3 protein-coding genes are annotated in these 3,682 nt (G+C 65.2%); all 3 read right to left on the bottom strand.

Features of this window, described 5'->3' with window-relative positions:
- Window positions 1–1,474 (bottom strand): NCS2 family permease (locus tag BIS11_RS12970; RefSeq protein ID WP_253586208.1); only part of this gene is annotated, 1,474 nt, incomplete at its 3' end.
- Between the two features lie 120 nt (window positions 1,475–1,594).
- A complete protein-coding gene (locus BIS11_RS12965; protein ID WP_253419001.1) occupies window positions 1,595–2,785 on the bottom strand; it encodes an amino acid aminotransferase in 1,191 nt (396 codons plus the stop codon).
- 132 nt (window positions 2,786–2,917) lie between these two features.
- A partial coding sequence (locus BIS11_RS12960; RefSeq protein ID WP_367399210.1) for a GGDEF domain-containing protein occupies window positions 2,918–3,682 on the bottom strand: 765 nt, incomplete at its 5' end.

Here is a 3,682-nt window from a genome sequence, read left to right as displayed (position 1 = left end):
GCGGCGTCTTCTGCAGCGAGAAGTAGGCGAACAGCAGCGCCATGGCGAGATAGCCCATGACGAACTGCGGCGCGGCGTTCAGGGCGAGCGCCGGGGCGTGCATCAAGCCGACGAAGGAAAGACCGGCGGCGATCAGCGCGAAGACCGCCGCCTTGCGAAACTGATGATCGATCGCCGAGACCGTCATCGCCCCGAGCAGGATCGCCATGAACATCGCGCCCTGGCCCACACCGACGATGGCTGGCGAGATACCGCTGACGACCTCTTCGGCGCCGCGGTTGAAACGCGTCATCACGTAGTTGGCGAAGTAGGGCAGCATGGCCAGCGCCACCGCCGGATAGTAGCGGGTATCGTTGGCCTGGAAGGCCGTGGCGATCATCGAGATGCCCACGAACACCAGGATCGGGGCGACCACCGAGACGGGGATGATCGCGGCGAGCGCGGCGATCAGCCCGAGCATCGTCGCCAGGCCGTAGACCGCCCCGTTGAGCAGGCTGTAGCCACGCCCGGCGCCCATCCACTTGGCGCCGACGGTGGCGATGTAGACCGTGGTCGGGAACACGCCGCCGAACAGCGCGCCGATCATGGTACCGGCACCGTCCACCGCCTGACACTCGCGCACGTCGTACTTGTCGCCCGCGGCTTCCATCGCCTCGACGTTGTTCATCGTCTCGATGGCGTTGTAGAGCGTGATCGGCAGCACCACGGTGAGGATGGCGAGCATGCCGGTCAACAGGAAGACCAGGCCCTCCCACCAGGCGGCGTTGGGTAGCAGCGGGTAGAAGCCCAGGTGGGTGAAGGCGTCGCTGAAGCGTTCGCCGCCGGCATCGTCGATCAGGTAGGCCAGCGCCGTGCCGATCACGATGGCGAACAGTGAGGTGGGAAGCTTGAACGGCATGGCCACGCGCGCCACCAGACCCACGATGGTGATGGCCAGCACCACCAGGCCGATGACCGGCATTTCCAGCGTCTTGAACAGCATCTCGCCGGCGATGAAGGTGAGCGCTACCCCGGCGACCGCGCCGAGCATGGCCGCTCGCGGCAGGTGATGCTGGACGAAGCGACCCACCAGGCTGACCAGCACCTCGATGGCGCCGCTGATGAAGCAGGCGGCGACGGCCACCTTCCAGGCGAGCTCGGCGTCGCCGGTGAGCTGCTTGGCGGGCAGCAGCACGCCGAACAGGAAGACGAACATCACCGGCGTCGAGATGCCGTAGGAGAGCGCGGTAACGTCGGTGCGCTGTTCGCGTCGCGCCAGACGCGCCGCGCTCCAGGCGTAGTAGAAATTGCCCACCATCACGGCCACCGCCGCGCCGGGCAGTACCTGGCCGTAGACGATCTCGGCGGGGAAGCCGAGGCTCAGCATGGTGATCGCGATGATCACGAAGTTGGCGATGTTGTTCTGAAACAGGGCGAAGAAAGCGTCGGTGTCTTCCTTCTTGTACCAGGGGTAGCGTATGCCGTGGGCCGCCATGAAATGCCTCTAGGATAAAAGCCGCCGTGTCTTCGGCGACTTGACTGATCGGTCAGATTTTTCGGACTCAAAACGAAAGCGCCCGGGCACAAGGCCCGGGCGCTTCGAGGGAGTGGTGCGTTACTCGTTGACGGCGGCGATCGCCTTGGCAAGATAGGGCAGGTTCTCCTTGGAGAAGCCGGCCACGTTGGCGCGACCCGAGCGCACCATGTAGATGCCGAACTCGTCGCGCAGGCGGTCCACCTGCTCGGGTGTCAGGCCGGTGTAGGAGAACATGCCGCGCTGCTCGGCGACGCAGGCGTACTTGTCCGCCAGGCCGTACGGCGCGAGCGCCTCGACGAACTCGCGGCGCAGCGTGTTGATGCGATCGCGCATCTCGGTCAGCTCCTCGCGCCACATTGCCGTGAGTTCGGCATCACTCAGGATGGTGCTGACGATGGCGCCGCCGTGGGCCGGCGGGTTGGAGTAGTTCTCACGGGCGACGATGGCGACCTGAGAGCGGACGTTCTCCATCTGCTCCTGGTCCTTCGCCACCAGGATCAGGCAGCCCGTACGCTCGCAGTAGATGCCGAAGTTCTTCGAGCAGGAGCTGGTGATGATGACCTCGTCGAGGTTCTCGGCCAGCAGACGCACGCCGAAGGCGTCCTCTTCGAGGCCTTCGCCGAAGCCCTGGTAGGCGAAATCCACCAGCGGCAGCAGCTTGCGCTGCTTGAGAATGTCGAGCACCTCGCGCCACTGCTCCTGGGAGAGATCGAAGCCGGTGGGGTTGTGGCAGCAGGCGTGCAGCACCACCACGTCGCCTTCCGGTATCTTCTCGAGCGCGTTGACCATGCCGTCGAAGTCCAGGCGGTTGTCCGCATCGACGTAGGGGTACTTGTGCAGCTCGATGCCGGCCGAAGTGAAGATGCCGTGGTGGTTCGGCCAGGTGGGGTCGCTCACCCAGATGCCCTTGCCAGGCATCTGGCTTGCGATGAAGTCCGCCGCCAGACGCAGCGCGCCGGTGCCGCCCGGCGATTGGGTAGCGCTGGCACGCTTGGCCGCCAGTACCGGCGAGCCTTCGCCGAGCACGATCGGCAGCACGACCTCGCCGTAGGCGGGGGCGCCGTGGGAGCCGATGTAGGTCTTGGTGGTCTCGTTTTCGAGCAGGCGGGCCTCTGCTTCCTTGACGGCGCGCATGACCGGCGTATTGCCTTGGGCATCGCGGTAGACGCCAACGCCCAGATCCACTTTCTGGGGATTGGTGTCCTTCTTGAAAGCTTCGATCAGTCCTAGAATGGCGTCTCCCGGGACCCGCTCAATATGCTCGAACATGTAGACCACTACCTCGTTAGGCGATGACTGGAAAAGGGTGTGCAGTGCTTAATGATGCCATCGTGGTCGAAGAACTGCCACACCGCGCGGGCGCGAATGGGCCACAAATTCAAGCAGTGGCCTCGAGCGGGTTCAGGCGAGGGGGTAGACGCAGTCGCGACCGGTGTCCTTGGCCCGGTAGAGTGCCTGATCGGCGCGCTTGAGCAGGGTGGTCAACGCCTCGTCCGGACGATATTCGGCGACGCCGATGCTGACCGTGACCTCGCCGACGCCGGTACCCAGGTCCAGCCGTGCGATCGCATCGCGAACGCGGTCGGCGATGCAGCGACAGTGGCTCAGGGAAGTGCGCGGCGCTACCACCACGAACTCTTCACCGCCCAGACGCGCCATCAGATCGCTTTCACGCAGAAGTTTCTGGGTCTGTTGCGCCAGTGAGCGCAGGATCTCGTCGCCCCGGGCGTGGCCGTGGTGGTCGTTGAAGCGCTTGAAGAAGTCCACGTCGATCATCATCACCGACAAGGGCGTCGCCTCCTCGCGACTTTGCTGGGCACGACGCTTGAGCTCCATCGTCAATCGGCGCCGATTGGCGAGTCCGGTGAGAAGATCGGTATGGCAGCGCTTCTCGAGACGCTGCTCGTGAGCGACCTGACCCGTGACGTCCATCATCAGTCCGTTCCAGGTCACGCCATCCACGTGTCGCTCGGGAAGGGCGCTCACACCGACCCAGCACAGCCGATGCTGCGGGTGGACGATGCGAAAGCGGGTCGACAGCGGCACCAGCCAGCGCGCCGAGCGCTCGATCGCGGTTTCGATGGCGGGCCAGTGCTCGCCGGCCAGCGTCTGGATGACCGGCGCGGCATCCTCGCCCAGGCGCACCCGATCCAGGCGCTCGAGAAT

Source organism: Halomonas sp. 707D4 (assembly GCF_024158685.1).
Lineage (GTDB): Bacteria > Pseudomonadota > Gammaproteobacteria > Pseudomonadales > Halomonadaceae > Vreelandella.
Note: the sequence above shows the minus strand (reverse complement) of the source record. Positions and strands in the feature narration are given on the sequence as shown.

What these genes read in the sequence shown, in the direction of transcription:
- BIS11_RS12965 (WP_253419001.1), bottom strand. Translation starts at nt 2,785, where the DNA reads ATGTTCGAGCATATTGAGCGGGTCCCGGGAGACGCCATTCTAGGACTG.